This is a genomic window from Streptomyces sp. NPDC058001 (assembly GCF_042886315.1).
Classification (GTDB): domain Bacteria; phylum Actinomycetota; class Actinomycetes; order Streptomycetales; family Streptomycetaceae; genus Streptomyces.
In genome coordinates this window covers 76,784-102,955 of sequence record NZ_JBHVQT010000020.1, presented here as the reverse complement: position 1 = coordinate 102,955, position 26,172 = coordinate 76,784, and the positions used below count along the sequence as shown (strand labels likewise).

Genomic DNA, 26,172 nt, shown 5'->3' with positions numbered 1-26,172 from the left:
ATCCTCGTCGCTGCGAGGTGTACGAACCGTTGGCTGTGCGAGGCGTACGAGCCGTTGACCTAGGCGAGGCGCACGAACCGCACGAGACCGTCCACGCCCCGGTACACCGCGTCGACCGTCCCGTCCGGACCGGCGACCGCGCCAAGTGCCCCGCGCAGTGCGGCACTCGGGAACTCCTGCCGCTTCGTCCAGCCCGCCCAGGAGCCGTCGCGGTATGTCCGCTGCCAGAGCGTGTAGTCGGCGGCGCGCGCGTACAGCCGTACCGTGTCCCCGGCCGTGACCAGGGTCGGGGAGCCGCCGATGGTGCCGCCGAGCGATGTCCACGCGGACCAGGTGCCGTCGGTGTCCCGGACGCGTTCCCACACGGCGTCCGCCGCGGTGCGCACGGCGACATGGACACGGCCCCGGTCGTCCTGGACGGCGGAGGGCCTGCCGTAGACGGGCCTGTCCTCCGGTGCCCCGATGGACGACCAGGCCGAGGACGGTCCGCGGGTCACGATCCGCCCGTCGGCGCCGCGCGCGAACAGGGTCCAGTGCCCGGGGTCGGTGAAGGCCACGGTCGGCGCGTCGGTGAGTCGGCCGCCGAGCCGTTGCCAGTCGCCCCAGCGGCCGGCGGTGAGCGTGCGCCGGTAGGCGGCCGAGTCGGTGCCGCGCACGAACACGTCGATCCGGCCGCCCGGCGACGCGTACGCGGCGGGCTGGCCGAGGATCCGGCCACCGGTCGGACCGCCCAGGTCGCGGGTGCGTCCGGAGGCGTGCTGGACCAGGGAGCCGCGCGGGCCCCGCAGGAAGGTGACGGGACCGGTGTCCGCGCGCACCACGGCGGGACTCGCAGTAGCGCTGACTCCGAGCGAGGTGCCCGGCGCGTGGTCCTGACCGGTCAGCCGCAGGAACGCGGTGCCGTGCGCGGGGACGGTCACGGTGTACGAGCCGGTGTGCGTGCCCCGGTCCGCGCGTGCCCTCAGGTCCCGGACCCGGACGGGACCGGTGAGCGCCGCGTCGGCGAAGGTCACCGTGCGTTCGATGGCCCGGTCGGAGCGGTTGAGCAGGACGACGGCCCGGCGTCCGTCGCCGCTGAGCACCTTGCTGTAGACGTCACCGTCGACGTCGGTCGCGACCCGGACGCCCTGGACGGCCAGGGGGTCCTGGTCGACGGCGATGATCTCCGGGTTGCGCAGCGTGCCGATCATCGACGCGGGCAGTTCGCGCGGGTCGGAGCCGAGGACGAGCGGGGATCCCATGACGGCCCACATCACGAACTGGGTCGTCGACTCCTCCTCGGTCAACTCATAGGTGCCGTCGGAGAGTTTGCGCATCGGGATGAGGTAGTCGGGGTCGTTGTAGCGGCCGGGTCCCTGGGCCTCGGGGTGCCAGGCGTTGGCGTCCATGTTGCGCAGCACGTTGGGCCACTGACCGGGGGTCGGGTTGCCCCAGGCGATGTCGGTGCCGGTGCGCCAGGAGTCGGCGGTCGTCGGACCGTAGACGTAGGTGTTGTGGGCGTCCTGCTCCGGGGTGTGCGGCAGGCCCCAGTCGTCGGTCAGCGGATTGCACAGGTTGAGCAGCATCCGGCGCCCCGATGTGGCGACGGCGGCGCTGAACTCCCTGAAGGCGGGCTCCGGATCGAGTTCGGCGGTGATCCCGCAGAGGAAGTCGACCTTGATCGCGTCGATCTTCCAGTCCGCGAACTGCCGCGCGTCCTCGGTGTAGTGGCCACGGCTGCCGATACCGCAGCTTTTGCCGCCGTCGTAGGTACCGGCGTCGGTGTAGATACCGGCCTTGAGGCCCTTCTTGTGCAGATACGTCACGAGGGCGGGGATGCCCGAGGGGAAGCGGTCCGGGTGCGCGGTGAGCCGGCCCTCGGCGTCGCGCGGGGTGTCGGCCTGCCAGCCGCCGTCGAGCCAGACGATGTCGTATCCGCTGTCCCGCAGCCCGCTGCTGACGATGCGGTCCGCGATGCTCCTGACCTCGGACTCGGTCGGTGCGCCGAGCCCGTAGTAGGTGTTCCAGCCCATGTACGGCGTCGGGGCCAGACCGCTGTCGTAGTACGCGGGGGCGCCCTGGTCGTCGGCGCCGCCGTCCGCCGTGGGTGCGGCCGACGCCGGGGCGGCGGTCGCGGGTGCGGCGGTCGCGGCGAGGGCCAGCGCTGCGACGAGGACGCCGGCGCGGCGGGCGGACCGGGCGGCGGACCGGCCTACGGTCCCGCGTCGTGTGGTGGAGACGGCGCCTGGTGGTGTGTCGGGTGGAGGTGAAGCCACGTGGATCTCCCGGATGTTGGGGTCACGAGTGGGGTCGGCGACGACTGTGGCGTCCCGCTCATCCGGTGTCAATAATTATTCCTAATTTATTCAAACAAGCACGCTGCCCCGGTCCCCGGACTTCCCTTCACCCCACCGCGCGCTGTACAACTTGTCCGCCCCGCCTCTCTCGACCGATCCCCGATCTCCCCGATCTCCCGGAGCCCCGATGCCCGACACCCGCCCCTGGACGTACGAGCCCGTGAAGGTGGGCCTGGTGGGAGCGGGACCGTGGGCCCGCGCGGCACACGCGCCGATGCTGGCGGCCGGTCCGGAGACGGAGTTGACCGCGGTATGGGCACGCAGGCCCGACGCGGCGCTGGAGTTGGCGACGGCGTACGGCGCGGCGGTCGCCGGTTCGTTCGACGAACTGCTTGACCGCTGTGAGGCCGTGGCGTTCGCGGTGCCGCCCGATGTCCAGGCGGAGTTGGCCGTACGGGCGGCGAAGGCGGGTCGGGCCCTGCTCCTGGAGAAGCCGCTCGGCCTGGATCTGGCGGCGGCCCGGCGCGTGGCCGAAGCGGCCGGGGACGCGGGCGTCGTCACACAACTCGTCCTCACCAACCGGTATCTCCCCGAGACCCGCCGCTTCCTGGCCGCCGCCCGGGAGAGGGACGTACTCGGCGCCCGCGCCTGCTGTCTGCACGGGGCCTTCCTCGGCGGCGACTTCGCGACGCCCTGGCGTCTGGAGCACGGCGCCGTGCTGGACCTCGGTCCGCATCTGCTCGACCTGCTCGACGCGTCGGTCGGCCCGATCGTCTCGCTGCGCGCGACCGGAGACCCGCGCCGCTGGGTGGAGTTGACCTGCGAGCACGAGAACGGCGCGATCAGTCAGGCGTCGCTCTCCGGCGCCGTGGCCCTGCCCGAGGGCCGTACTCGCGTCGAACTCTTCGGCCAGGGGCCCGAGTTGGTCTTCGACGCGGCCGGGCTCGACCACTCCGTGTGCTGGCCGACGCTGCGCGGGGAGTTCGGCACGGCGGTACGGACCGGGGTCTCCTCGGATGTGGATGTGCGCCGGGGACTGCGGCTCCAGGAACTGCTGGCGATGGCCTGACCCGGCGCCGACCGGAAGTTCAGCGCCGTTCGAGTACCCCCCGTACGAACGCGGCCTGCCCCACATGCTGGAGGTCGTCGCCGATCACGCTCACCAGTCGCACTCCCAGCGTGACCGGCGGTGACCAGCCCTCGTCCACGACCTTGTCGAGGTCGTCCTCGCCGAGACCGCGCACGAAGGCGACGGTCTGGTCGTGGACGGCGTCGTAGTAGTCGAGGAGCAGATCGCCCGACGCCACCCGCATCCGGCCGACCTGCCTGCTGGACTGCCCGTACCCGGTGGCCCGCTTCGCGTACGGCAGGTCGAAGCGGCTCGACCAGCCCTGGCCGATCCACACCTGTTCGAGCCCGGCGGCGTCGGCCACATGGTCGTCCTGCACCCGGGTCAGATGCCAGACGAGCCAGGCCACGGAGTTCGCGTCGGGGTCGACGCGCGCGTTCAGGTCCTCGGGCGAGAGCCCCTCGACGACGGCGTGCACCTCCTCCTGGATGCGGTTGTAGCCGTCCACCAGCACTTCTGCGCCGTTCATACGAGGTCCCTGTCTGTCGTCGTTTCTCGTCGTCCGCCGTCGCCCGCCACAGGCGCGCGCACTCGCGCCCCTCGAAGCTCAGTTCTAGAGTGACGCATATCACGTTCGAACGACTGACGACCCTCGCCCTGTCCTCCGGAGGGCACACATGACACGTATTTCGGTGACAGTGGACGGCACGGCCTACGAGGACGACGTGGAGCCCCGGCTGCTGCTCGTCCACTATCTGCGGGACCGGCTGGGCATCACCGGCACCCCGATCGGCTGCGACACCAGCAACTGCGGGGCCTGCACGGTCGACCTCGACGGGGAGAGCGTCAAGAGCTGCTCCGTCCTGGCGGTGCAGGCCGACGGCTGTGCGGTGACCACGATCCAGGGGCTGGCCACGAACGGTGTGCGCGATCCGCTCCAGCGGACGTTCCACGAACAGCACGCCCTCCAGTGCGGCTACTGCACCCCCGGCATGATCATGGCGGCCCGGGACCTGCTCAAGGAGAACCCCGACCCGTCGCCCGAAGAGGTCCGTACGGCCCTGGAGGGCAATCTCTGCCGGTGCACCGGCTACCAGAACATCGTCCGCGCGGTCCTGGCAGCCGCCGGCGCCGCCGGGACCGCTTCCGGGCAGGAGACCCCGGCCGAGGAGGAGGCGGCGGTATGACCGACCAGCTCACCGACCGGACACCCGGGCGCGAGGACGGCGAGGTCGGCCGCTCACGGCTGCGCAAGGAGGACGCCCGCCTCGTCACGGGCCAGACGAACTGGACCGACAACATCACCGTCGCCGGACTGCTCCATCTGGCGATCCTGCGCAGCCCCATGGCACACGCCCGCATCGACCGTGTCGACGTGACGCCGGCCCTGGAGCGGCCGGGTGTCGTGGCCGCGTTCACCGGCCGTGACCTCGCCGAAGGGCTGGGCTCGCTGCCGTGTGCCTGGCCGGTGACCGAGGACATCGTGCTGCCCGACCATCCGCCGGTCGCCGTGGACGAGGTGCGGTACGCGGGCGACCCGGTCGCGGTGGTCGTCGCCCGGGACCGGTACGCGGCGGCCGACGCGCTGGAGGCCGTCGAGGTCGACTACACCCCGCTGGACCCCGTACTCGACCTGGAGGCCGCGCTCGCCGACGGCTCCCCGCTGGTCCATACGGACAAGGGCACCAACCGCTGCTACGACTGGCCGCTCGCCACCGGCGAGGACTACGCGACCGTACGGGCACGGGCCGACGTCGTGGTCCGCCGCCGTTTCCTGCAACAGCGCCTCATCCCCAACCCGATGGAACCCCGGGCCGTCGTGGTGACCCCGCTGGCCGCGTCCGCCGAGTACACGGTCTACTCGGCGACCCAGATCCCGCACGTACTGCGGGTGATGCTGTCCGTGGTCACGGGCGTCCCCGAGCAGAAGCTGCGGATCGTCGCGCCCGATGTCGGCGGCGGCTTCGGCTCCAAGCTCCAGGTGTACGGCGAGGAGGCCCTCGCCCTGGCCGTCGCCCGGCGGCTCGGACGGCCCGTGAAGTGGACCGAGTCCCGTTCGGAGAACTACCTCGCCACGCACCACGGGCGCGGTCAGATCCAGGACGTGGAGATCGCCGCGAACCGCGACGGCAAGCTGCTCGGCCTGAAGGTGGACCTGCTGGCCGACATGGGCGCGTATCTGATGCTGGTCACGCCGGGCATCCCGATCCTCGGCGCCTTCATGTATCCGGGCATCTACAAGATGGACGCGTACTCCTTCCACTGCACCGGTGTCTTCACCACCCGCACACCCACCGACGCCTACCGGGGCGCGGGCCGTCCGGAGGCGACCTTCGCGATCGAGCGGATCATGGACGAGCTGGCCGCCGAACTCGGCCTGGATCCGGTGGAGTTGCGGCGCCGCAACTGGATCGGGCACAACGAGTTCCCGTACACCGCCATCGCCGGACTGACCTATGACAGCGGGAACTACGAGGCGGCGACGGACAAGGCGCTCGCCCTGTTCGGGTACGACGACCTGCGCGCCGAGCAGGAGCGGCGCCGCGCGGCCGACGACCCGGTACGGCTCGGCATCGGAGTGTCCACGTACACGGAGATGTGCGGGCTCGCGCCGAGCCGGGTACTGCGGGATCTGCGGTACGCGGCCGGTGGCTGGGAGGCGGCGAGTATCCGGATGCTGCCCACCGGCAAGGTCGAGGTGGTCACGGGCACCAGTCCGCACGGGCAGGGGCATGTGACCTGCTGGAGCCAGATCGCCGCCGATGTGCTCGGGGTGCCTTTCGAGGACGTCGAGGTCCTGCACGGGGACACCAAGTCGGCGCCGCAGGGCATGGACACCTACGGCTCGCGGTCGCTCGTCGTCGGGGGTACGGCGGTGCACCAGGCGGCGAGGAAGGTGGTCGACAAGGCCCGCAAGGTCGCCGCGCACCTGCTGGAGGCGAACGAGAACGACCTCGACTTCACCGACGGTGTGTTCTCCGTGAAGGGCTCGCCGGAGGCGCGCAGGACGATCCAGGAGGTCGCGTTCGAGACGTTCTCCTCGCACGACCTGCCCGACGGCATGGAGCCCACCATCAACGCGGAACACCTGGTGGACCCGGACAACTTCTCGTATCCGCACGGCACCCATCTGTGCGCGGTCGAGATCGACACCGAGACGGGCCGTACGGCGATCCGCTCCTATGTGAGCGTGGACGACGTGGGCCGCGTCATCAACCCGATGATCGTCGAGGGGCAGGTGCACGGAGGCGTCGCGCAGGGCATCGCGCAGGCGCTGTACGAGGAGGCGGTCTACGACGACCAGGGCAGTCTGGTCTCCGGCACGATGGCGGACTATCTGGTGCCGTCGGCGGCGGACCTGCCCGAATTCGTCACGGACCGCACCGAGACCCCGGCGACCTCGAATCCCCTCGGCGTGAAGGGAGTCGGCGAGTCCGGCACGATCGCGTCGACACCGGCCGTGGTCAACGCGATCATCGACGCGCTGCGTCCGCTGGGCGTCACCGATGTGCCGATGCCGTGCACCCCCGAGCGCGTCTGGCGTGCCGTACGCGACGCGCGGGCGGCGGGCGCGGCGACGGCCGAGGAAGGTGCGTCATGATTCCCGCCGCGTTCGACTACGCCCGCCCATCGTCGGTGGACGAGGCCGTCCGGACCCTGGCGGACGCCGGGGACGAGGCGAAGGTCCTGGCCGGCGGGCAGAGCCTGCTGCCGCTGCTGCGGATGCGGCTCGCCTTCCCGGAACTCGTCGTGGACGTGGGTCGTATCCCCGCCCTGCGCGGGGTGCGCGAGGACGGCGACGCCCTGGTCATCGGCGCGCTCACCACACACCACGACGTCCTCCACGACCCGTTGGTACGCCGGTACGCGGGGCTGCTCGCCGCCGCGACCGCGACGGTCGCGGACCCGGCGGTACGCCATCGGGGCACCCTCGGCGGGTCCCTCGCGCACGCCGACCCGGCCGGAGACCTGCCCGCCGTGGCGCTCGCCCTGGACGCCGGGATGGTGGCGGCAGGACCCGGTGGGCGCCGGACGATTCCCGCGCGGGACTTCTTCGCGGACTACCTCCGAACGGCGCTGCGCCCCGACGAACTCCTCGTGGAGGTACGGGTACCGAAGGCGGACGGCTGGGGCTTCCACTACGAGAAGTTCCAACGGGTCGCGCAGGCGTGGGCGATCGTCGGTGTGGCAGCCCTGGTGCGCCGCGACGACGGGCACATCGCCGAGGCGCGGATCGGTCTCACCAACATGGGCTCGACCCCGCTGCGGGCCACGGCGACCGAGGCCGCGCTGCGGGGCGCGGACCCGGACGGCACGGAGATCGCGAGGGCGGCCGAACGGGCCGCCGACGGCACGTCACCGCCCACGGACCTGTCGGGCTCGGCCGAGTACCGCGGGCATCTCGCCCGGGTGCTGACCCGGCGCGCGGTGCGGGCGGCGGCCGGGCCGACGTGACGGGAGCCGTACGGATGCCCGGCGGGGGTGCTGAAGGGGGCCTGGGTGACGGAGGTATGGGTGACGGCGGTCTGGGGCCTCAGGCGCTGCGGGTCCGTCTGGAGGACACCGGGTACCTGGTCGACGACGGGCTGGCCATCGCCTGCTTCCTCGCGCTGAAACTCCACCGGCCGATCTTCTGCGAGGGCGACGCGGGCGTCGGCAAGACGGCACTCGCCTCCGCGCTCGCCGAGGTCCTTCACGCGCCGCTGATCCGTCTCCAGTGCTACGAGGGCATCGACGCCTCGCAGGCCCTGTACGACTGGGACTTCCCCCGGCAACTTCTGCATCTGCGGGCCGCCGAGGCCGCCGGAGTCACCGACGCGGACCGCCTTGAGGGCGAGTTGTACGACCGGCGGTTCCTGATCGCCCGGCCGCTGCTCCAGGCGCTGGAGACCCATCCGTCGGTGCTGCTCGTGGATGAAGTGGACCGCGCGGACGACGAGTTCGAGGCGTTCCTCCTGGAGCTGCTGTCCGAGTACACGGTGACGATCCCGGAGCTGGGCACCCTACGCGCCGGGACCCCGCCCGTCGTGGTGCTCACCTCGAACCGGACCCGCGAAGTGCACGACGCGCTGAAGCGGCGCTGCCTCTACCACTGGTTCGAGCACCCGGACTTCGCCCGTGAACTCGCCATCGTCCGGGGCCGGTTGCCGGGGGTCGCGGCGCGCCTCGCCGAGCAGGTGACGGCGGTGGTGCAGGCGTTGCGCGGCGAGGATCTGCTGAAGCCGCCAGGGGTCGCCGAGACCATCGACTGGGCCGAGGCCCTGGACGCGCTCGGCGCGACCGAGGTCGACGCGGACCTCGCGGTGGCCACGCTCGGCTCGGTGCTGAAGTACCGCGAGGACGCCGAACGGGCCCGGTCCCTCGATCTGACAGCGATCCTCGCGGCCCGGGGAGTGTGAGCGCGATGACGACGGTCGACGCCCCGGCGGTCCTGGTGGGTTTCGCCCGCGCGCTGCGCGCGGCCGGGGTCGACGCGGGCCCGGACCGGGTACAGACGTTCCTGCGCGCGCTCGCCGAACTGGGCGCCGGACCCCGCGCGACCGTGTACTGGGCGGGGCGCCTCACGCTCTGCGGCAGCAGGGACGACCTGGAGCGCTACGACCGCGTGTTCACGGCGTACTTCGAGGGCGCCCCGGGGCCGCGCACCCGCACGCGATCCCCTGCGGCGCCGGGGCTGCGCCCGGTGGTACGGGACGCGGCGCGCGGCCCGGACCGGGGCGCGGGTGAGGAACGGGACGCCGATGCGGTCGCGGCGCTGGCCAGTTCCACCGAGGTGCTGCGGCACCGGGACTTCGCCGAACTGACCCGCGCGGAACGTGAGCAGGCGCGGCGGCTGCTCGGCGCGTTCGCGCTGCGCGGTGAGCCGCGCCGCACCGCCCGGCTCCGTCCCGCGCGGCACGGCCTTGTCGATCCCCGGCGTACGGTACGGGAGTTGCTGCGCCGGGGCGGTGAGCCGGCGCTGCTGCGACGCCGCGAACGGGCCGAACGGCCCCGCCGGGTCGTGCTGTTGGTGGATGTGAGCGGTTCCATGGGCCCGTACGCGGACGCCCTGCTGCGGTTCGCGCACGCCGCCACCCACGGCGGACCCCCTCGGGCACGGGCCCGTACGGAGGTGTTCACGATCGGCACCCGGCTGACCCGGGTCACCCGGGAACTCACGCACCGCGACCCGGACCTGGCGATGGCCGCAGTCGCCGCCGCCGTACCGGACTGGCGCGGCGGCACCCGCCTCGGCGAGATGCTGCGCGGGTTCCTCGACCGGTGGGGGCAGCGCGGGACGGCGCGCGGCGCGGTCGTCGTGGTGCTCTCGGACGGCTGGGAGCGCGGTGACCCGGCGCTGCTCGCGGAGCAGATGCGCCGACTGCACCGGCTGGCGCACCGGGTGGTGTGGGCCAACCCGCGTAAGGCGCGGCCCGGTTACGCCCCGCTGGCGGGCGGCATGGCGGCGGCGCTGCCGAGCGTGGACGCCTTCGTGGAGGGACACAGCGTGGCGGCCCTGGAACGGCTGGCGGCGGTGGTGCGGGGCGCGGAGGACTCGGCGCGGGTGCGGGGCTCGGAAGACTCGGCTGGTGCGGCGGGTGTGCCGGGTGCGGTGACGGTGAGAGGGGTCGACGGTGCGTGACATTCTTCCGACGTTGGGCGGCTGGTACGCGGCGGGCTCCCCGTTCGGCCTGGCCACGGTGGTCGCCGTCAGCCGCAGTACCCCGCGCGACCCGGGCGCGGCAATGGCCGTGGGCCCGGACGACGAGGTGGTCGGCAGTGTCTCCGGGGGCTGTGTGGAGGGCGCCGTCTTCGAACTGGCGCGGGAGGTCGTCGCGGACGGCGAGGCACGGCTGGAGACCTTCGGCTACAGCGACGAGGACGCCTTCGCGGTCGGCCTGACGTGCGGCGGCGAGATCACCCTTCTGGTACGGGCCGTATCGCCCGGCACCGACCCGGTGTTCGGCGAGGTCGCCGCGTCCGTCGCCGGGGACCGGCCGGTGACCGTGGCGACGGTGGTCGACGGACCGGCACCACGCGGTGCGACCCTCGCCGTGTGGCCGGACCGGCAGGCGGGCACGCTCGGCGCGACCGGTCTCGATGTCGCCGTCGCGGCGGACGCACGGGGTGAACTGGCCCAGGGAACAACCGGGTCGCGGCACTACGGGCCGCACGGCGAACGCCGTGAGGACGCCGTCACCGTGTTCCTCCAGTCGTTCGCGCCACCGCCGAGGATGCTGGTGTTCGGCGCGATCGACTACGCCGCCGCTGTCGCCCGGATCGGCGCGTTCCTCGGCTACCGGGTCACCGTGTGCGACGCACGCCCGGTCTTCGCCACGCCGAAGCGTTTCCCGGACGGCGTCGAGGTCGTCGTGGACTGGCCGCACCGGTATCTGCGGGGCACGGACACCGACGGGCGGACGGTGCTCTGTGTGCTCACGCACGACCCGAAGTTCGACGTACCGCTCCTGGAGGAGGCGCTGCGCCGCCCGGCCGCGTACATCGGCGCGATGGGTAGCCGCCGTACGCACGACGAACGGCTGAAGCGGCTGCGGGACGCCGGGCTCGACGACGCCGAACTGGCGCGGCTGCGCTCGCCGGTGGGTCTGGACCTCGGGGCACGTACGCCGGAGGAGGTGGCCGTGTCCGTGGCGGCGGAAATCGTCGCGTTGCGCTGGGGCGGTACGGGGAAGCCGCTCACGATGACGGCCGGGGCGATCCATCCCGGGCCGACCGAACCGCTGTGAACCGCTGTGATCCCGCTGTGAACCGCCGCGAGAGGAGCAACTGATGGAACTGCACCATGAGTTCACCGTCCCCGTCCCCGTCGACGAGGCGTGGCGCGCGCTCCTCGACATCGAGCGGGTGGCGCCGTGCATGCCCGGCGCGACGGTGGAGGACTTCGACGGGCAGACCGTCGCCGGGAAGGTGAAGGTCAAGGTCGGCCCGATCGGGCTGACGTACGGCGGTACGGCGGTCTTCGAGGACCAGGACGAGTCGGCGCACCGGCTGGTCCTGACGGCCGGCGGCAAGGAGACGCACGGTCAGGGCACCGCCCGCGCCACGGTCACCGGCACGCTGACGGAGGCCGGGGACGGCGGCACGATGGTGTCCGTGCACACGGATCTGACGGTGACAGGTCGGCCCGCGCAGTTCGGGCGCGGGGTACTGGGCGAGGTGGGTGACAAGCTCGTCGGTCAGTTCGCGGACCGTCTCTCGCGGCAGCTCACCGAGGCGCACGAAAGCGCGGCCGGCGACATGGGCACAGTCGACGGCACAGGCACGGCCGGCGGCCTGGGCGCGGTCGGCGCCGGAGCCGAGGCCGCCGAAGGAGCGGTCGGGGCCGACCCGTACACCGGGGCCCATCTGTACGACGACGGTCCCGCGCACCTCCGCCTCGCGCCTCCCCTGCCCGAGACCGAGCCGATCGATCTGCTGAAAGCGCTGGGAGTGCCGATCGCGAAGCGGGTCGGGGCGGTTGTCCTCGGGGCCCTCGTGGCGGTGACCGGCGTCGTGGTGTGGCGTCGCCTGCGCTCTCCGTGGAGCGCCGTACGCAACCGGTGACGCGAACTGACGCTACGTCATATCGCCTTCGCGCGGCGGCAGTCGGTGCAGTACGACCTCGGTCAGTGTGCCGTCGGCGACCTCGGCGGTCATGTAGGTGTGGTATGGCTGGCGGCGCCGGTCGGTGGGCGAGCCCGGGTTCAGCAGCCGCAGTCCGCCCTCGGCGGTGCTGTCCCAGGGGATGTGGCTGTGCCCGAACACGAGCACGTCCAGATCGGGGAAGCGGGCCCGGCAGCGCCGTTCGCGGCCCTGCGCGGATCCCGTCTCATGGACCACGCCGAAGCGCAGCCCGCCCAGTTCGGCGCGGGCCACCTCGGGCAGCCGCGCCCGCAGCGCCGGGCCGTCGTTGTTGCCGTACACCCCGATCAGGTGCCGGGCGCGGCTCTCCAGGAGGTCCAGGGTCGCCGTGTCCACCCAGTCGCCCGCGTGGACGACCACGTCGGCGAGGGGGATCCGGTCGAGCAGTTCCCCGGGCAGGTGTTTGGCCCGCCGGGGCAGATGGGTGTCGGACATCAGGAGCAGACGCACATCCGTCACGCTATCCGGGACGGTCCTGGAGCGCCGGACGCCGGGACCGTCCTGGAGCGCCGGACGCCGGAACGGTCCGGGAGCGCGGGGCGGCACGCCCCGTCATCCGACGACGACCTCGCCCCACACCTGTTTGCCGCCGCTGACCGGTACCGTCCCCCAGGCAGCCGACATGGCCTCGACCAGCAGGATGCCGCGCCCTCCCGTCGCCTCCCAGCCGAGGTTCGTCGGCTTGACCGGGGTGCGGGGCGAGGCATCGCAGACGGCGATCCGGAGCCGGCCGCCCACAAGGGTCAGATCGAGCCGGACCGGCCCGTCCGTGTGGACCAGGGCGTTGGTGACGAGTTCGGAGACCACCAGGAGCACGGTGTCGATGTTCTCGATGTCGTCGGTGCTTCTCGCATTTCTGGTGCTCATGATGTGCTGGGTCGTGTCGCCGCTCCCGGCGTCCCCCGTGAGAAACCAGGCGCGCAAGGTGCGTTTGGTGAAGCGGCGGGCGTGCCGGGCCGCCTCGGGGACCCGCCACACACTCCAGCTCTCGCGCCGGGGCAGCACCGCCATGCCGTCGTACCGCAGCAGGAGCAGCGCCACGTCGTCGTCGCGGTTGGCGCCGTCGAGGAGGGCGTCGGCGACCAGTCCGAGGTGGGTGGGGTCGGTGGCGGAGAAGGTGTCGCCGAGCTGGGCCAGGCCCACATCGATGTCCCGGTCGGCGGACTCCACGAGGCCGTCGGTGGTGAGGGCGACGACCATGCCGGGCTGGAGCCGCAGCGGTGTCATCGGGAAGTCGGCCTCGGTGATCACGCCGAGGGGTGGTCCGCCCTCCGCCTCGATGACGACGGTGCTGCCGTCGGCGCGGCGCACGACGGGCGGCAGATGTCCGGCCCGTACACACAGGGCGGTGCCGGCCTCCATGTCGACGTCGACGTAGCAGCAGGTCGCGAAGAGGTCGGTCTCCATGCCGACGAGGAGGCGGTTGGCGTGCGAGACGACGACGTCCGGCGGATGGCCCTCCACTGCATAGGCGCGCAGCGCGGTCCGCATCTGCCCCATGAGGGTCGCGGCGCCCGCGTTGTGCCCCTGGACGTCGCCGATGACGAGGGCCACGTGGTTGTCGGTCAGCGGGATCACGTCGTACCAGTCGCCGCCCACCTCCAGGCCGGCCGTGGTGGGCAGATAGCGGGCGACGGCCCGGCCGCCGGGCAGGTCGGGCAGCCGGCGCGGCAGCAGGGAGCGTTGCAGGGTGCTGACGAGTTCATGTTCGGCGTCGAACGCGTGCACCCGCATCAGGGCCTGCCCGGCGAGTCCGGCGGCGGCGGTGAGGAAAGCGCGCTCCTCGGAGCCGAAGGCGTGCGGGGTGTCCCAGCCGATGAGGCACACCCCGGCCATCCGGCCGCCGGCGGGCAGCGGCAGGATCGCGAGTCCGCCGGGGCCGACAGCGGCGAGGTTCGGTTCCAGGGGTGTTCCGGCGTCCAGGACGGTGGCGCGGCCGTCGGCGATGGCCGCCGCCAGGGTCGGCATGGCCCGCACGGGCGCGTCGGGCCACTCGGAGCGCCATTCGCTGCGCCAGCTCTCGGGCCAGGCGTCGGGCTGGGGCGGGTCGAGGACGGTGACGACGAGCCGGTCGCCTTCCAGTTCGGCGAGGGCGATGCGGTCGGCTCGCAGCGGGGCGCGCAGTCCCCCGGCGACGGCCTGGCTGGCCTCACGGACGGTGGAGGCGGTGGCGAGGACGGCGGCGAGGCGTTGGACGCGGGCCACGTCGTTGACACCGGGCCGCAGGTTGGAGGCGTCAAGGACGGTGCCGATGAGCCGTGCGGGTCCCGCGTCGCCGCCGGAGACGACCTGGCCGCGCAGCCGCAGCCAACGCGGCTCGCCCGAGGGCCGTCGGATACGGAAGTCCAGCTCGCGGTCCCCGATGGCCATGTGGTCGGCCTCGACGACGGACATCAGCGTCGGCAAATCCTCCGGCACGGTGAGCGCGAGCAGGGTCTCCACGCGTCCGTCGAAGTCGGCCGGTGCCAGGCCGAAGAGGGCGAGGACCGCGTCGTCGATGTCGATCCGGCCGCTGTCCATGGCGAGCCGGAAGGAACTGGCCCGGCCGTCCGAACCGTCCACGCCGTCCCCACCGCCCAGGCCGTCCGCACCGTCCGGGCCGGGCGCGTGGTCCCGTCGCGTGTCGGGTGCGGGTGCGTGTCCCGGGGCGGGGCAGCCGATCGCGGCGGCGAGCAGTTCCAGCCACTGTCGGTCACCGGCGTCGAACCCGTCGGGCCGGTCGGTCACGACCAGGAGGCAACCGGCCCCCCGTCGGCCGCCGTCCAGTGGCAGTACGGCGACGGAGGCGCCCGTGACCTGTGGGCTCTCCCCCTCGGGCAGGGCGGCGAGTACGTCGGGTCCCAGCCACACCGGGGTCCCTTCGCGGTGGGCGACGGCGACGGGTGAGCCGCCCGTGCCGGAGTAGCGGGCCCGCAGCCCGTACAGGCTGCGCGGCAGGCCCGCCGATTCGACCAGGGACAGATCGCCGTCGCCGTCCGGCCCGCCGGGTGCGAAGACGGCGACGAGTGTCGCCCCGGTGAACACCAGGACCTGTTCGACGACCGAGCGCAGACGCCGCCGGGGATCCTGTTCCTCGTCGAGCGCCTTCAGCGCGAGTTCAGCACACAGATCGGCCGTCCTCCGTCCTGTCGCGCTCTCGCTGACCACATTCGTCATTACAGCGCGTCCCGCACGCTTACGCAGCCCTTGTGACCGTTCCGCGTTCACGCCGTGGCCAACCGTGCGTCATCCGTGACCTCTGGGGCCGTACCGAAGCCACCGGAAAGGAGCGGGCGCCCGCTTCGCGTCAACGTACGGTACGCACACGGCGATTGGGACAGTTCGACGTCACATCGGCCCGGTGCGGGGGCGGGATCGGGTACCCGGCAGAATCGACCGTATGACGGAAGAGCCCACCCGCGCGTACCTCAACTCGCTCGCCCATCGGCTGGCCGCCGACGGCTGTGCCCCGCACTGGGTGGACTGGGGCGGCGTACCGGTACTGGTGGGCCGCCGGGAGGAGTTCCGGCTGCGCTGGATGGCGACGAAGCTGCATCTGTTCACGGTGGCCGCCGCGGTGCCGGAGATCACGGTTCCGGTAGTGGCGGCCTTCACCACCCAGGTGGAGCGGTACTGCAAGTCGGTCAAGGGCGGCCTCCCGGTGGGCCTCCAGAACGGCCTGGGCACCTTTCCGGTGCTGGTCAGCGAGCGGGTCGACCCGGCCGCCGTGGCCTGGGCGCGGCAGCAGCAGCACACCGACTTCGCGTGTCTCGCACGCCCGGTGGTGGTGGACACGGCCCGGCGGATGACCGCGTACTACGGCGGCCGTCCCCTGATCGGGTACGCCTACGCCGCGTACATGGTCAGGAAGGGCGACCTGTACTTCCCCGGTGAGCCGTTCCCCCAAGCCTGAGCCGTCGCTCCCGGACGGCCCCTGCCGGCGGTGGCCAAGTGCCGTCACGGCAGGGGCTGTTCCGTCCAGATGACCTTGCCCTCGGCCGTGTAGCGCGTACCCCAGCGGTCGGCGAACTGGGCCACCAGGAACAGGCCGCGCCCGCCCTCGTCCATGGTGGCGGCCCGCCGTAGATGCGGTGACGTGCTGCTGCGGTCGGACACCTCGCAGATCAGGGCGCGGTCCCGGATGAGCCGGACGCGGATCGGTCCCGACGCGTAGCGGATCGAGTTGGTGACCAGTTCGCTCAGGATCAACTCGGTCGTGAACGCCTCCTCGCCGAGGTCCCATTCGGCGAGTTTCCCGGAGACGGCGGCACGGATCTCGGAGACGGCCTGCGGGTTGGACGGCACCTCCCAGTCGGCGACGTGGGCGGCGTCGAGGACGCGGGTACGGCCGACGATCAGGGCGATGTCGTCGCGCGGGTTGTCCGGGATGAGCCGGGTGATCGTGGCCTCGCAGATCTCGTCGGGGGTCCCCGCGGTGTGCTCCGCGAGGGTGCGGCGCAGCAGGGTGAGTCCGTCGTCGATGTCGCGGTCGCGGTCCTCCACGAGTCCGTCCGTGAACAGGACGAGACGGGTGTCCTCGGGCAGTTCGATGTCGAGGGTCTCGAAGGGCAGTCCACCGAGTCCGAGGGGCGGACCGCCGGGTACGTCGGCGAGTCGGGTGGTGCCGTCGGGGTACAGGATCACCGGCTGGAGGTGTCCCGCGCGGGCCATCGTGCAACGCCCCGAGACGGGGTCGTAGATGGCGTAGACACAGGTCGCGCCGGTGACCCGGGCACCGTTCGGATCGCTGCCCGCCCGCTCGCCGCCCGTCTCGTCGCCCGACTCGTCCTGGTCGATGCGGGTCACCAACTCGTCCAGGTGCCACAGGAGTTCGTCGGGCGGCAGGTCGAGCGTGGAGAAGTTGTGGACCGCCGTGCGCAGCCGTCCCATGGTCGCCGCCGCGTGCAGCCCGTGGCCCACGACGTCCCCGACGACGAGTGCGACGCGCGCGCCGGGCAGCGGGATGATGTCGAACCAGTCGCCGCCGACCCCGCCGAGTCCGGCCTGCGCGGGGAGATAGCGGTACGCGACGTCGAGCGCGACCTGGTCGGGCAGGCCGTGCGGCAGCAGGCTGCGCTGGAGGGTGACCGCCATGGTGTGTTCGCGGGTGTAGCGCCGGGCGGTGTCGATGCTGACGGCCGCCCGGGTGACGAGTTCCTCGGCGAGGGACAGATCGTCGTCGTCGTAAGGTTCGGGTTTCTCCGAGCGCCAGAAGAGGGCGACCCCGAACACGACGCCGCGCGCCTTCAGCGGCACGGCGATCATGGAGTGCAGTCCCCGCTCGACCACCTGGCGTGCCCGCTGCGGATTCTGCTTCTGCCAGCCGGAGAACGCCGCCAGGTCCCGTTCGAGAACCGGGGTACCAGCCGCGAAGGCCGTGCTGAGCGGGGTGTCGGGCACGCGGCGGATCACTGTGCCGATCGGGTACAGGCCGACGTCGTCGTGGATGCCGCTGAACGCGGTACGCCGCACGACCTTGCCGGTGTCGGCCGCCGTGGGCTCCTCACCGCGCAGCACGCTCTCCACGACGTCGACGGTGACGTAGTCGGCGAAGTGGGCGGCGGCGAACTCGGCCAACTCCTCGCAGGTGCGGACCACATCGAGGGTCGTACCGATCTCCGCGCCCGCGTCGTAGAGGAGTCTGAGGCGTCCGCGCGCGATGTCGGCGCGGCCGGAGAGTGCCTGGAGATCGGTGGTGTCGCGCAGCGTCGCGACACTGCCGGGCGGTCCGCCGTCCTGGTCCGTGGACCGCTGGTTGACGGCGAGGAGCCGGTCCCCCACTGCGAGCACCTCGTCCGTGACGACCTGGCCGGACTCCAGGAGCCGCGCGGTCGACGGATCGAGGCCGAGGTCGGCGACCTTCCGGCCCTCGATGTCGGCCGGCAGACCGAGCAGGCGTCGCGCCTCGTCGTTCGCGAGGACCAGCCGGCCCTCGGCGTCCACGATGAGGACGCCTTCGCGGACCGCGTGCAGAACCGCGTCGTGGTGCTCGTACATCCGGGTCATCTCGGCGGGTCCGAGGCCACGGGTCTGGCGGCGCAGCCGACGGTTCACCAGGGCGGTGCCGCCCGCGCTGAGCAGCAGCAGGCCGCCGGCGGCGCCGAACAGCAGCGGGAACTGGTCTTCGGCGACACCGTGGACGCGCGCGATGGTGATGCCCGCCGAGACCAGCCCGATGACCTTGCCGTCGGAGCCGAACACCGGGACGACCGCCTGCACGAGGGGGCCGATGGTGCCGGTGATCTTCTCGGTGGTGACATGTCCGGCGAGGGCGGGCCCGGTGTTGCCGACGAACTGCTTGCCGATGCGGTCGGGCAGCGGATGTGTGTAGCGGATGCCGTGGGTGTTGGTGACCACGACGAAGTCGACGCCGGACAGTTTCTGCGCGGCCAGGGCGCGCGGCTGGAGCACGGCCGTGGGATCGGGGCTGTCCAGCGCGGCTTCCATGCCGGGTGCGTTCGCGAAGGTCTCGGCGACGGCCACCGACCGGTTACGGGCCTCCCGCTCGCTGTCGGCGCGCGACTGGAGCACAAGCGCCACAGCGGCGGTCGCGACAAGGAGCACCACGATCGCCAGCTGAAGGAGAAAGACCTGACCTGCGACAGTTCGCATCCTGAGAACCAAGCGCGGGCGGCCGTAGCGTCCGGCCATGTCCTATTACTACACCCGGCCGCCCACGGTCCGCATCGCACGGCCCGCGACCCGGGGGACACGTGGTGCCACACCGCGCCACCCGCAAGGCGCCGGACCCATGATCCCGGGGTCACAGCACGCGCTCGATGGCGACGATCGCCGCGTCGTCCCCCAGGGCACCCCCGGCATGCGCCAGCAGGTCCTCGCAGAGCAGCGTGAGCAGCACCTCGGGGGCCTCCCCGCACCACCGGACCACCCGGTCGGCGAGCGGATAGAACGTTCCGGACGTGTCGCGGCACTCGATGACACCGTCCGTGTACAGCAGGACGACATCGCCGGTCACGAAGCTGAACGTCTCCACGACCAGGTCCCCGTCCATGAACTCGGCGAGGCCCAGCGGCGGCGCGGGCTGCCGTACGTCGAGCGGGACGACGCCTCCGTTCCGCAGCAACAGGGGCGGGGGATGTCCGCAGTTGATGACCCGGAGCACCGACTCCCGGTCGGGCACGTCGAGCACGGCCGCGGTCACGAACGTCTCACCGGCGAGTTCACCGTCCGTGCGCTGCGCGGCGGGGTCGGCGAGGTCCGCGACGACACTGCCCTCCAGATGTGCCACCAGGACCGGCAGCTCGGCCTGGAGGTGGGCCGCCGCCCGGAACGCCCCGAGGACCACGGCCGCGTCCCCGACCGCTTCAAGGCCCTTGCCCCGCACGTCCCCGATGATCAGGCGGCTGCCCCAGCCGGTGCGCGCGGCGGCGTACAGATCGCCGCCGATCTTGGCCTCGGCGTCGGCCGCCAGATACATCGAGGCGATGCGCAGCGGGCCGCTACGGCCGGGCAGCGGCCTGAGCACCACACGCTGCGCCGCCTCGGCCACGGACCGCAGCCGGCTCATCTGGCCCTCGCGCCGCACGCGGAGCTGCGCGAACAGCGTCACAATCGCCGATATCACCACGAGGGCGACGATCTCGAAAGTGTGATTCAGATCGGCGAAGGTGGTCCGTATCAGCGCCACCATGGACTCGGCGACCACGGCGAGCCCGCCGACGACCGCCGTCATCCTGGGCCCCTCGAAGGAGGCCGTGACGGCGGGCGCGGCCACCAGGAAGGGGGCCAGATGGACATGGGGCGAGGTCAGGATGTCGACTGCGGTGATCACCGCGATCAGCATGAAGGGAACCACCACGAGTGCCCGTCTCGGCCACCGCGTCCACGCCAGTTCCCCCTGGACACCCCGAAGGCCCATGCATCCTGAATACACCACCCGCGCAAGCGGCGCCTACCCCGACGAACACCGCTCGGGGCATATGCCAGAACCTGGCGGCGCGGGTCAGGCCGGTGCGTGGGGTCGCGGTGTTTCGCGGGGTGCGGAGTGGTGGGCGAGAACGAGGTGCGGGTCGCTCTCACCGGGTACGGGCGCGGGGTCGGCGTGCACGAGGGCGGCCGTGAGCTTCGGTACGGCGTGCAGCAGCGCGTGCTCGGCATCGACGGCGACCCGGTGGGCCGCGCGGACGCTCAGGTCGCCGTCCACGACCACGGAGACCTCGGCCCGCAGCCGGTGCCCGATCCAGCGCAGCCGCAGCTCCCCCACCGCGCGCACCCCCTCCACCTCCTCAAGGGCGCGTTCCGCCGTGTCGACGAGGGCCGGGTCGACGGCGTCCATGATCCGGCGGAACACCTCGCGTGCGGCGTCCCGCAGCACGAACAGGATGGCGGCGGTGATCGCCAGCCCCACGACCGGGTCGGCGAGGCGCCAGCCGAGCGCGGCCCCGCCGGCGCTCAGCAGCACGGCGAGCGACGTGAATCCGTCGGTACGCGCGTGCAGCCCGTCCGCGACGAGCGCCGCGGAACCGATCTCGCGCCCGACACGGATGCGGTAGCGCGCCACCCATTCGTTACCGACGAAGCCGATGACCGCCGCAGCCGCCACCACCGGGACGTGCGTCATCGCGCGCGGGGCGAGGAGCCGGTCGACGGCGGTCCAGGCGGCGAAACCCGAGGACGCGGCGATGGCCAGCAGCACCACGATGCCCGCCAGGTCCTCGGCCCGCCCGTACCCGTAGGTGAAGCGGCGATCGGCGGCCCGGCGGCCGATGACGAAGGCGATACCGAGGGGGACGGCGGTCAGGGCGTCGGCGGCGTTGTGCACGGTGTCCCCGAGCAGCGCGACCGAACCGGACAGCACGACGACGACGGCCTGGGCCAGTGCGGTGGTGCCGAGCACGGCGAGTGAGATCCACAGCGCCCGCATCCCGCGCGCGGAGGACTCCAGGGCCGGGTCCACCTTGTCGGCGGACTCGTGGGAGTGGGGTCTGACCAGGTGCCCGACACGGTGCCGCAGCCGGGCCACGCGCGCGGGGTGGGTCTCCTGGTGCGACGGCCCGGTTCCGTGGTGGTGCTCATGTCTGTCGCTCATCGGCTCCCCTTCCGGATTCGGTCCCAGGGACCGTCGACGCGCGCCATGGTGGACATGCCCGCTCCCCGGCCCCATTATGTGCGTATGAGCGCACGCATGCACTTGTCATCTGCGTACGATGCGCATCCGCGCACCCCCGGCGAGGACCAGTTCGCGCTCGCCGCCGAACTGCTCGCCCTGCTCGGTGACCGCACACGCCTGGCGCTGCTGCATCAACTCGCCCGGGGAGAAGCCGATGTGAGCACCCTGACCGAGGCCGTCGGTGCCGCCCGGCCCGCCGTCAGCCAGCATCTGGCCCGGCTCCGGCTCGCCGGACTCGTCGGCACCCGCAAGGAGGGCCGGCGGGTCATCTACGCGCTGGGCGACGGACATCTGCGCCGGGTCGTCGACGAGGCACTGAGCCTGGCGGACCACCGCCTGACGGACCGCCCCTCGCACGACTGACCCACACACGACTCACCCGGCCCCGGCCGCCCCGCACCCGACCGACCCCGACACGACCGACCCGGGTAATCGCCCCACCGACACTCCCCGTGCTACAGTGCGTACAGCACTTGTGTACGCCGCACATCGGCGCCGGTGCTCTTCCCCTTCTCCGCTGTGACAGCGTCCGTCCTTTCGACCGGCGCATCGTGACCGGCGATCCAGCGAAGAAATTTTCACCTTCACTCCCGGCCGCGGACTTTCCTGTCCGCCCCCACGAGGCGTGACGTCACCGCCTCACACCGTTCTGCCGGGCTGCCCCGCTTCTCGTCCGCATGACCGTCCTCGAAAGGACCACACGTACATGACCACCACACTCGAACACCCCACGACCGAGCGCCCCACCGAGATTCCGGCGGCCGGCGTCCTCGACATCACTCCCCAGGGCCACGGATTTCTGCGCGGCCCCGACCTCCTGCCCACACCCGACGACGTCCAGGTGGCCGCGGCCCAGATCCGTCGCCACGGACTGCGCAAGGGCGACACCGTGACAGGTATGTCCGCCGACGGCAGCCGGGGCCGCGGCCGACAGCGCGCCCTGGTCAAGGTCGAACAGGTGGGCGGCCGGCCCCTGGAGGCGCTGCGCGGCCGGCCCGCCTTCCACGACATGACACCCCTTCACCCCCGCGACCGGCTGCGCCTGGAGAGCAGGGCCGGCGGCCTGACGATGCGTCTGGTCGATCTGATCTCGCCCGTGGGCAAGGGCCAGCGCGGACTGATCGTGGCCCCGCCCAAGACCGGCAAGACGGTGCTCCTCCAGCAACTCGCCGCCGCCGTCGCCGAGAACCACCCCGACTGCCACCTCATGGTCGTCCTCCTGGACGAACGCCCCGAGGAAGTCACGGACATGCGCCGTTCCGTACGGGGTGAGGTACTCGCCTCGACCTTCGACCGTCCGGCCAAGGAGCACATCGCCCTCGCCGAACTCGCCGTGGAACGCGCCAAGCGACTCGTCGAACAGGGCCAGGACGTCATCATCCTCCTGGACTCTCTGACCCGGCTGTGCCGCGCGCACAACAACGCGGCCTCGTCCGGCGGACGCACTCTCACCGGTGGCGTCGACGCCGCCGCGCTGATCGGTCCCAAGCGGTTCTTCGGCGCCGCCCGGCTCACCGAGGAAGGCGGCTCCCTGACCATCCTCGCCACGGCGCTGGTCGAGACCGGCTCCCGTGCCGACGACTACTACTTCGAAGAGCTCAAAAGCACCGGCAACATGGAGCTGCGGCTCGACCGCTCCCTCTCCGACAAGCGGATCTTCCCCGCCGTCGACATCACCACGTCCAGCACCCGCCGTGACGAACTCCTCGTACCGCAGCACGAGTTGGCCGTCGTCCGGGGCCTCAGGCGCGCCCTGTACGGCCGGGACAGCCAGGCTTCCCTGGAGACACTGCTCGACCGGCTGCGCTCCACGCCCACCAACACTGCCTTCCTCCGCGAGGTCCACCACACCGTCCCCGGCGGCTGACCGGCGCCGACGTGCGCCGATGCGCGACCGCGCCGCCCGCGCGATCATGGGGTACGGGGGTCCGTCGATCTTCCCAGGCGCGGGCCCGGAGGAAGGGAGCCGGCCATGGGTGACCCGGCCCAGGGCGACAAGGACACACTGCGCACCTACCGCGGCAAACGCCGCTTCGACCGAACCCGGGAACCCCAGGGACGGCGGCCGGAGCCGGACGAGCGCACCATGCCGCCGGACGAACATCCCCGGTTCGTCGTACAGATCCATGACGCGCGCACCATGCACTTCGACTTCCGGCTCGAAGTCGACGGCGTACTCAAGTCCTGGTCGGTACCGAAGGGACCGTCCGCCGATCCGCACGACAAACGGCTCGCGGTGCCCACGGAGGACCATCCGCTGGAGTACCGCGCATTCGAAGGGGTGATCCCGGCCGGCGAGTACGGCGGTGGCACCGTCATCGTCTGGGACCACGGCACCTATCGGCCGATGAGCCACGACAGCCGTAAGCGCCCGGTCCCGTTCGCCGCGTCCCTGGAGCGCGGGCACGCCACCTTCTGGCTCGACGGCGAGAAGCTGCACGGCGGATACGCGCTCACCCGCTTCCGCGAGGCCGACAGCGACGACGACGGCAACGGTGGGGGCAGCGGTGGCGGCGGGCGCGGCAAAGCGGCGTGGCTCCTGGTGAAGACCGCCGACGGCCGCGCGCGGGAAGGCGGCCACGGGACACCGGACCCGCGAAGGGCCCGTTCCGTACGCAGTGGCCGCACCCTGCGCCAGGTCGCCGAGCACCCCGAGGCCACCTGGCACAGCGACCGCCAAGCCACCGGGGATCCGGGCACCGGGCGGGGTGAGCCGGGATGACCGACCTGCTCGGCACGCTCCCGCCGGACCTCGCGGGCCTGCTGTCCGACGCGCCGCCCGGTGTCGAACTGGCCGCCCACCCCATGCTCGCCACGCTCAGTGACCGCCGGGACTTCTCGGACCAGTGGATCTTCGAACGGAAGCTGGACGGCGTCCGTATCCTCGCCGTGCGCGAGAACGGCACCGTCACCCTGCTGTCCCGCTCCGGCCGGCGGGTGGGCGACACCTATCCGGAGATCGTCGACGCGCTGGCCGCCCAGGAGTGCGCGGACTTCACGGTGGACGGCGAGATCGTGGCGTACGCGCACGGCCGCACCGACTTCGGGCTGCTCCAGCAGCGCATGGGGCTCACCCAGCGCTGGGAGGTCGCGGCCAGCGACGTCGCGGTGACCTACTACGTGTTCGACCTGCTGCGCCTGGAGGGCGCCGACACGACGCGGCTGCCGCTGCGGACGCGCAAGTCCCTGCTGCGGCGCGCGCTCACGTTCCGCCCGCCGCTGCGGTTCACGACCCATCGCAACGCGGGCGGCGCCGACCTGCTGGCGGACGCCTGCGCGCGGGGCTGGGAGGGACTGATCGCGAAGCGTGCGGCGAGCCGCTACCGGTCCCGCAGGGCGGCCGACTGGCTCAAGCTCAAGTGCGCCCGGGGCCAGGAGTTCGTCATCGGCGGCTTCACCGAACCCTCCGGCAGCCGCACGGGATTCGGCGCCCTGCTGCTCGGCTACCACGAGTCCGGGACGCTGCGCTACGCGGGCAAGGTCGGCACCGGATACACCTACCGGACCCTGCTGGACCTGAAGGCCCGCCTCGACGAACTACCGGCGCCGCGCTCGCCGTTCGCCGACCGGGTGCGCGAGCCCCGGGTGCACTGGGTCGAGCCACGCCTCGTCGCTCAGGTCGCCTTCGCCGAGTGGACACGGGACGGCATGCTGCGCCATCCACGTTTCCTCGGGCTGCGCGACGACAAGGAACCGTCCGAGGTCGTACGGGAGTCGGTAACCGGGAAGGAGCGGCCGGTCCCGTAGGTCCCCGGCACCTCCGCGTAGGATCGCAACGCTCCCTCCCGCCAAGGGAGTTGGCCATGCCCGGAGGGGAGAGGTTCGTTGGACAGCGCACCCGTACCGCCGCACCGACCCCCGCACCGACCGCCGCACCGCATGGACCCCGCGGGCGGTTGCCCGCACGCGGACAACGCCCGGCTGCTCGCCCAAGGAGCGGTCGCGCGGATCGTGCTGCCCGGTGAGGTCGAGGGCGCCGCCGTCCTGGGCCATGAGGCGCTCAAGGAGTTCCTGGCGCACCCCGACGTGGCCAAGGACGCCCGGCACTTCACCGCGCTGCGCGAGGGCCATGTCCCGGACGGATGGCCCATGAAGACCTTCGCCACGGTGCGGGGCATGACGACCGCCGACGGCGACGACCACCGGCGGCTGCGCTCGCTGGCGGGCCGGGCGCTCACCGTGCGGCGCGTCGAGGCGCTGCGCCCCCGGATCGAAACCCTGACGGCGCGGCTCCTGGACGACATGGAGCGGGCCGCGCGGGACGGTGACGGCACCGTCGACCTCCGCGAACACTTCGCGCTTCCCCTCCCGCTGGCCGTCATCGGCGACCTACTCGGCGTCGACCCCGCCCACCGCGACCGGCTGCACCATCTGTCGAACCAGGTCGTCGCCACCGACCTCGGCCCCGAGGAGGTGCTGGCGGCCAACCGGGAGCTGGTCGAGGTGGTGGCGACGGTCGTCGCCGAACGGGAGCGCGACCCGGGCGACGACCTCACCAGCGCGCTCATCGCCGCCCGCGAGGAGGACGGCGACCGGCTGGGCAGGGCCGAGCTGATCGGCACCCTGCTGCTGATGATCATCGCCGGACATGAGACCACGCTAAATCTGATCACCAACGCGGTCCGCGCCCTGTGCGCGCACCCCGACCAGCTCGACGCGGTTCGGACGGGCCGGGCCGACTGGGCCGACGTGGTGGAGGAGACACTGCGCTGGGACAGTCCCGTGAGCTACTTCCCGTTCCGCTACCCGACCCGGGATCTCACCCTCGACGGCACAGTGATCCCGCGCGGGACGCCGGTCCTGGCCGGGTACTCGGCGGCGGGGCGCGACCCGGCTGCCCACGGCACGGACGCGGACCGCTTCGACGTGACGCGTACGGGCCGTGCCCGGCATCTCTCGCTCGGTCACGGCCCGCACTACTGCCCCGGCGCTCCGCTGGCCCGCCTTGAGGCCACGATCGCCCTTGAACAACTGTTCACGCGCCGACCGGGGCTCCGGCTCGCGGTCCCGGACAGCGAACTGCCGCGACACGCGGGCTTCGTGGGCAACAGCGTGGCGACTCTGCCGGTACGTCTCTGACCTGCCCGGGGCCGGGC

The 26,172-nt window shown here is 72.3% G+C and carries 21 protein-coding genes; 14 read left to right on the top strand and 7 right to left on the bottom strand.

All coding sequences use genetic code 11. The features are described from left to right. Positions 1 to 59 precede the first annotated feature (59 nt). Positions 60 to 2,141 (bottom strand): glycoside hydrolase family 27 protein, encoded by a 2,082-nt coding sequence (locus ACFVT5_RS38845; RefSeq protein ID WP_389898388.1) that lies wholly within the window; start codon positions 2,139 to 2,141, stop codon positions 60 to 62. Positions 2,142 to 2,463: 322 nt separating this feature from the next. On the opposite strand from ACFVT5_RS38845, the gene ACFVT5_RS38840 reads away from it, so the two are divergent. Then, positions 2,464 to 3,345 (top strand): Gfo/Idh/MocA family protein, encoded by an 882-nt coding sequence (locus tag ACFVT5_RS38840; protein ID WP_389898256.1) that lies wholly within the window; start codon positions 2,464 to 2,466, stop codon positions 3,343 to 3,345. A 19-nt stretch (positions 3,346 to 3,364) separates the two neighbouring features. Here ACFVT5_RS38840 and ACFVT5_RS38835 read toward each other — a convergent pair whose 3' ends face one another. Then, complete coding sequence (locus ACFVT5_RS38835; RefSeq protein WP_389898254.1) at positions 3,365 to 3,874, bottom strand: DUF664 domain-containing protein; 510 nt, start codon at positions 3,872 to 3,874, stop codon at positions 3,365 to 3,367. Between the two features lie 148 nt (positions 3,875 to 4,022). On the opposite strand from ACFVT5_RS38835, the gene ACFVT5_RS38830 reads away from it, so the two are divergent. Genes ACFVT5_RS38830 through ACFVT5_RS38800 form a run of 7 tightly spaced genes read left to right on the top strand, consistent with a single transcriptional unit; the run spans position 4,023 to position 11,889 of the window. Continuing rightward, positions 4,023 to 4,532: a (2Fe-2S)-binding protein gene (locus ACFVT5_RS38830; RefSeq protein WP_389898252.1), complete on the top strand. Its 510-nt coding sequence runs from the start codon at positions 4,023 to 4,025 to the stop codon at positions 4,530 to 4,532. Next, the gene (locus ACFVT5_RS38825) at positions 4,529 to 6,946 is read left to right on the top strand and encodes a xanthine dehydrogenase family protein molybdopterin-binding subunit (protein ID WP_389898250.1); all 2,418 of its coding nucleotides are present in this window, start codon (positions 4,529 to 4,531) and stop codon (positions 6,944 to 6,946) included. The genes ACFVT5_RS38830 and ACFVT5_RS38825 overlap by 4 nt, the downstream gene beginning before the upstream one ends. Continuing rightward, entirely contained in the window at positions 6,943 to 7,800 is an 858-nt protein-coding gene (locus ACFVT5_RS38820; RefSeq protein ID WP_389898247.1) for an FAD binding domain-containing protein, read from the top strand. Before ACFVT5_RS38825 ends, ACFVT5_RS38820 begins: the two co-directional genes overlap by 4 nt. Positions 7,801 to 7,856: 56 nt before the next feature. Next, a complete protein-coding gene (locus tag ACFVT5_RS38815) occupies positions 7,857 to 8,744 on the top strand; it encodes an AAA family ATPase (RefSeq protein WP_389898245.1) in 888 nt (295 codons plus the stop codon). Positions 8,745 to 8,749: 5 nt separating this feature from the next. Further along, the gene (locus tag ACFVT5_RS38810) at positions 8,750 to 9,967 is read left to right on the top strand and encodes a VWA domain-containing protein (protein WP_389898242.1); all 1,218 of its coding nucleotides are present in this window, start codon (positions 8,750 to 8,752) and stop codon (positions 9,965 to 9,967) included. Further along, on the top strand, positions 9,960 to 11,072 hold the full coding sequence (locus ACFVT5_RS38805) for an XdhC family protein (protein ID WP_389898239.1): 1,113 nt from the start codon (positions 9,960 to 9,962) through the stop codon (positions 11,070 to 11,072). Before ACFVT5_RS38810 ends, ACFVT5_RS38805 begins: the two co-directional genes overlap by 8 nt. 43 nt (positions 11,073 to 11,115) lie before the next feature. Then, positions 11,116 to 11,889 carry an SRPBCC family protein gene (locus ACFVT5_RS38800; RefSeq protein WP_389898237.1) on the top strand — a complete coding sequence of 258 codons (774 nt, stop codon included), beginning with the start codon at positions 11,116 to 11,118 and terminating at the stop codon, positions 11,887 to 11,889. Between the two features lie 12 nt (positions 11,890 to 11,901). Here the strand turns inward: ACFVT5_RS38800 and ACFVT5_RS38795 are convergent, their stop codons facing one another. Both ACFVT5_RS38795 and ACFVT5_RS38790 read right to left on the bottom strand, forming a co-directional pair. After that, entirely contained in the window at positions 11,902 to 12,417 is a 516-nt protein-coding gene (locus tag ACFVT5_RS38795; RefSeq protein WP_389898386.1) for a metallophosphoesterase family protein, read from the bottom strand. A gap of 102 nt (positions 12,418 to 12,519) precedes the next feature. Then, the gene (locus ACFVT5_RS38790) at positions 12,520 to 15,123 is read right to left on the bottom strand and encodes a SpoIIE family protein phosphatase (protein WP_389898235.1); all 2,604 of its coding nucleotides are present in this window, start codon (positions 15,121 to 15,123) and stop codon (positions 12,520 to 12,522) included. Positions 15,124 to 15,346: 223 nt separating this feature from the next. Here ACFVT5_RS38790 and ACFVT5_RS38785 point away from each other — a divergent pair, with 223 nt between their 5' ends. Beyond that, complete coding sequence (locus tag ACFVT5_RS38785) at positions 15,347 to 15,859, top strand: levansucrase (RefSeq protein WP_389898232.1); 513 nt, start codon at positions 15,347 to 15,349, stop codon at positions 15,857 to 15,859. Positions 15,860 to 15,903: 44 nt separating this feature from the next. On the opposite strand, the gene ACFVT5_RS38780 is transcribed toward ACFVT5_RS38785, so the two are convergent. The 3 genes from ACFVT5_RS38780 to ACFVT5_RS38770 all read right to left on the bottom strand — a co-directional run bounded on the left by ACFVT5_RS38780 (position 15,904) and on the right by ACFVT5_RS38770 (position 20,995). Further along, entirely contained in the window at positions 15,904 to 18,597 is a 2,694-nt protein-coding gene (locus ACFVT5_RS38780) for a SpoIIE family protein phosphatase (RefSeq protein ID WP_389898228.1), read from the bottom strand. A 112-nt stretch (positions 18,598 to 18,709) separates the two neighbouring features. Next, the gene (locus ACFVT5_RS38775) at positions 18,710 to 19,750 is read right to left on the bottom strand and encodes a PP2C family protein-serine/threonine phosphatase (protein ID WP_389898226.1); all 1,041 of its coding nucleotides are present in this window, start codon (positions 19,748 to 19,750) and stop codon (positions 18,710 to 18,712) included. A gap of 159 nt (positions 19,751 to 19,909) precedes the next feature. Continuing rightward, positions 19,910 to 20,995: a cation diffusion facilitator family transporter gene (locus ACFVT5_RS38770; RefSeq protein WP_389898223.1), complete on the bottom strand. Its 1,086-nt coding sequence runs from the start codon at positions 20,993 to 20,995 to the stop codon at positions 19,910 to 19,912. An 84-nt stretch (positions 20,996 to 21,079) separates the two neighbouring features. Between ACFVT5_RS38770 and ACFVT5_RS38765 the strand changes: the two genes are divergently transcribed. The 5 genes from ACFVT5_RS38765 to ACFVT5_RS38745 all read left to right on the top strand — a co-directional run bounded on the left by ACFVT5_RS38765 (position 21,080) and on the right by ACFVT5_RS38745 (position 26,155). Beyond that, complete coding sequence (locus ACFVT5_RS38765; RefSeq protein WP_389898220.1) at positions 21,080 to 21,439, top strand: ArsR/SmtB family transcription factor; 360 nt, start codon at positions 21,080 to 21,082, stop codon at positions 21,437 to 21,439. Positions 21,440 to 21,782: 343 nt separating this feature from the next. Then, positions 21,783 to 22,943, top strand: a complete 1,161-nt coding sequence (rho, locus tag ACFVT5_RS38760) for a transcription termination factor Rho (RefSeq protein WP_389898217.1) — start codon at positions 21,783 to 21,785, stop codon at positions 22,941 to 22,943. Between the two features lie 105 nt (positions 22,944 to 23,048). Further along, positions 23,049 to 23,798, top strand: a complete 750-nt coding sequence (locus ACFVT5_RS38755; RefSeq protein WP_389898214.1) for a DNA polymerase ligase N-terminal domain-containing protein — start codon at positions 23,049 to 23,051, stop codon at positions 23,796 to 23,798. Further along, on the top strand, positions 23,795 to 24,823 hold the full coding sequence (gene ligD, locus ACFVT5_RS38750) for a non-homologous end-joining DNA ligase (RefSeq protein WP_389898211.1): 1,029 nt from the start codon (positions 23,795 to 23,797) through the stop codon (positions 24,821 to 24,823). Before ACFVT5_RS38755 ends, ligD begins: the two co-directional genes overlap by 4 nt. A gap of 132 nt (positions 24,824 to 24,955) precedes the next feature. Further along, the gene (locus ACFVT5_RS38745) at positions 24,956 to 26,155 is read left to right on the top strand and encodes a cytochrome P450 (protein WP_389898384.1); all 1,200 of its coding nucleotides are present in this window, start codon (positions 24,956 to 24,958) and stop codon (positions 26,153 to 26,155) included. Positions 26,156 to 26,172: the final 17 nt, after the last annotated feature.

Excerpts from the sequence above, each read along its gene's own strand:
- ACFVT5_RS38840 (WP_389898256.1), top strand. The coding sequence starts at position 2,464 with ATGCCCGACACCCGCCCCTGGACGTACGAGCCCGTGAAGGTGGGCCTG.
- ACFVT5_RS38835 (WP_389898254.1), bottom strand. The coding sequence starts at position 3,874 with ATGAACGGCGCAGAAGTGCTGGTGGACGGCTACAACCGCATCCAGGAG.
- ACFVT5_RS38830 (WP_389898252.1), top strand. The coding sequence starts at position 4,023 with ATGACACGTATTTCGGTGACAGTGGACGGCACGGCCTACGAGGACGAC.
- ACFVT5_RS38825 (WP_389898250.1), top strand. The coding sequence starts at position 4,529 with ATGACCGACCAGCTCACCGACCGGACACCCGGGCGCGAGGACGGCGAG.
- ACFVT5_RS38820 (WP_389898247.1), top strand. The coding sequence starts at position 6,943 with ATGATTCCCGCCGCGTTCGACTACGCCCGCCCATCGTCGGTGGACGAG.
- ACFVT5_RS38815 (WP_389898245.1), top strand. The coding sequence starts at position 7,857 with ATGGGTGACGGCGGTCTGGGGCCTCAGGCGCTGCGGGTCCGTCTGGAG.
- ACFVT5_RS38810 (WP_389898242.1), top strand. The coding sequence starts at position 8,750 with ATGACGACGGTCGACGCCCCGGCGGTCCTGGTGGGTTTCGCCCGCGCG.
- ACFVT5_RS38800 (WP_389898237.1), top strand. The coding sequence starts at position 11,116 with ATGGAACTGCACCATGAGTTCACCGTCCCCGTCCCCGTCGACGAGGCG.
- ACFVT5_RS38790 (WP_389898235.1), bottom strand. The coding sequence starts at position 15,123 with ATGACGAATGTGGTCAGCGAGAGCGCGACAGGACGGAGGACGGCCGAT.
- ACFVT5_RS38785 (WP_389898232.1), top strand. The coding sequence starts at position 15,347 with ATGACGGAAGAGCCCACCCGCGCGTACCTCAACTCGCTCGCCCATCGG.
- ACFVT5_RS38780 (WP_389898228.1), bottom strand. The coding sequence starts at position 18,597 with ATGGCCGGACGCTACGGCCGCCCGCGCTTGGTTCTCAGGATGCGAACT.
- ACFVT5_RS38775 (WP_389898226.1), bottom strand. The coding sequence starts at position 19,750 with ATGCTGATCGCGGTGATCACCGCAGTCGACATCCTGACCTCGCCCCAT.
- ACFVT5_RS38770 (WP_389898223.1), bottom strand. The coding sequence starts at position 20,995 with ATGAGCGACAGACATGAGCACCACCACGGAACCGGGCCGTCGCACCAG.
- ACFVT5_RS38765 (WP_389898220.1), top strand. The coding sequence starts at position 21,080 with ATGAGCGCACGCATGCACTTGTCATCTGCGTACGATGCGCATCCGCGC.
- rho (WP_389898217.1), top strand. The coding sequence starts at position 21,783 with ATGACCACCACACTCGAACACCCCACGACCGAGCGCCCCACCGAGATT.
- ACFVT5_RS38755 (WP_389898214.1), top strand. The coding sequence starts at position 23,049 with ATGGGTGACCCGGCCCAGGGCGACAAGGACACACTGCGCACCTACCGC.
- ligD (WP_389898211.1), top strand. The coding sequence starts at position 23,795 with ATGACCGACCTGCTCGGCACGCTCCCGCCGGACCTCGCGGGCCTGCTG.
- ACFVT5_RS38745 (WP_389898384.1), top strand. The coding sequence starts at position 24,956 with ATGGACCCCGCGGGCGGTTGCCCGCACGCGGACAACGCCCGGCTGCTC.